Here is a 1154-nt window from a genome sequence, read left to right as displayed (position 1 = left end):
CCCCAACGCCCGCCATCGCCCCACATCCTGCCGCGGCCACGATGCGCAGCACGCGCCACGTCTCAGGCTCGATACCCCACCCGGCACGCGCTATCTCGGCCCGGTACGCCTCGCCGTCGGCGCTGGCCATGGGCAGCAGGCGCTCCACGCACCGCGTTGCTGCACCGAGGAAGCGGGTTCGGGCATCGCCCGATGCACCGTGCACGCCGACCCCTGGCCGGGGAGCGCCGCTCCGAGCCTCCGAGCGCCCTCGCAAGGCGCTTTTCCAACCCCTTCTCCGCCCACCTGTATCATGCGCTCTCCCGGCCGCCCGGCACGACGCGCCTGCCTCCTCTCCTTGCGCACCTGCACCCTCATGCGGCGGCTGCGGCCGATTGCCGGCCGATGCCTCTCCCGCCGCCGCCCGGCCGGTGCGCGGAGGGGCGAATTTTCTGACCATCACCTCGTATACGGCGCATGCCACCCCGCCGCCCAACACGAGCAGCACGACGACTGCTATCCCTGATCCCGTCACTTCCGCACCTCCGCTTCCCGCCCGCCCCGCGGACCCCTACCTTCGATCGAGCGATGTCACGGCATGCGCCAACGCGAGGCCGACCGCTTCCAGAACCGCCGCCGCGCCGAGCACGGCCCAGCCGAGCGGCTCGGTCGTGTAGAAGCGCGCGAAATCGGCGTTCATCGCGTACATGATGAGGAAGATGGCGGGCATGGCCCCGGCGACGAACCATTTCGCCAGGCGCGTCCCCGCCACCTCTACCTTGAGCTCGCGCGCCGCTTTCAGGCGGGCGTTCACGCGCGACGAGACCAGGGCGAGGGCTGCCGCCACGCTGCCGCCGCTGCCCTGGCGCATCCGCGCCGCCGAGGCGAGGGTCCTCACGTCCTCGCTCTGGGTGCGGCGCGCCATGGCCTCCAGCGCCTCATGCAGGGGCGTGCCGTAGGTCGCGTCGGCCAGCACGCGCGCGATCTCGCCGTGCAGGGGGTCGTCCATATGCACGAGGCCGACGCGCAGCGCACGCTCCAGCGTGAGAGAGCTGCGCAGGCTGGCCGCTATCTGCGGAAGCGCGTGGGCGAGCTGGACGTCCAGCAGCTCGCTGCGCTTGCGGGCACGTTGGCGCACCTGCACGCAGGCCAGCGCGGGCACGGCGCCTGCCGCG

General features: G+C 72.5%; 1 protein-coding gene. It reads right to left on the bottom strand.

Going from position 1 to position 1154, the window contains the following annotated elements; translation table 11 throughout:
• Positions 1 to 550: 550 nt before the first annotated feature.
• Positions 551 to 1154, bottom strand: a 604-nt coding sequence (locus tag GPA_RS06965; RefSeq protein WP_197533077.1) for a type II secretion system F family protein, incomplete at its 5' end; no start/stop codon positions are given.

Source organism: Gordonibacter pamelaeae 7-10-1-b (assembly GCF_000210055.1).
GTDB lineage: Bacteria > Actinomycetota > Coriobacteriia > Coriobacteriales > Eggerthellaceae > Gordonibacter > Gordonibacter pamelaeae.
The sequence above is the reverse complement of the archived record's forward strand: the minus strand, read 5'-3'. Positions and strand labels throughout refer to the sequence as shown.